1 protein-coding gene is annotated in these 243 nt (G+C 68.3%); it reads right to left on the bottom strand.

Translation table 11 applies throughout. The annotated features are described in order from the left end of the window. On the bottom strand, positions 1-243 hold a 243-nt coding region (locus ACPYOG_RS20370; RefSeq protein ID WP_481295894.1), incomplete at both ends, for an AMP-binding protein.

The raw sequence follows: 243 nt of genomic DNA on the forward strand, positions 1-243 counted from the left end.
GACCCTGTGAGTGAACGACGACTGTGTCAGGTAGCCGCCAGAGGTGTGGAGGATGCCCCTCGGCTTGCCGGTCGTGCCGGACGTGTAAAGGATGAACAGCGGCTGCTCCGCCGGGAAGGCCCGGGCGACGTGGTCCGCGCCGACGCGGGCGATGTCGTCATGCCACCACAGGTCGCGGCCCTCGGTCCAGCTGACCTCGTTCTCGCCGCGCTTGACCACGAGGACATGCTCGACGGAGGTCGC

The sequence above is a fragment of the Leifsonia sp. HAY1-4F genome, assembly GCF_056755275.1.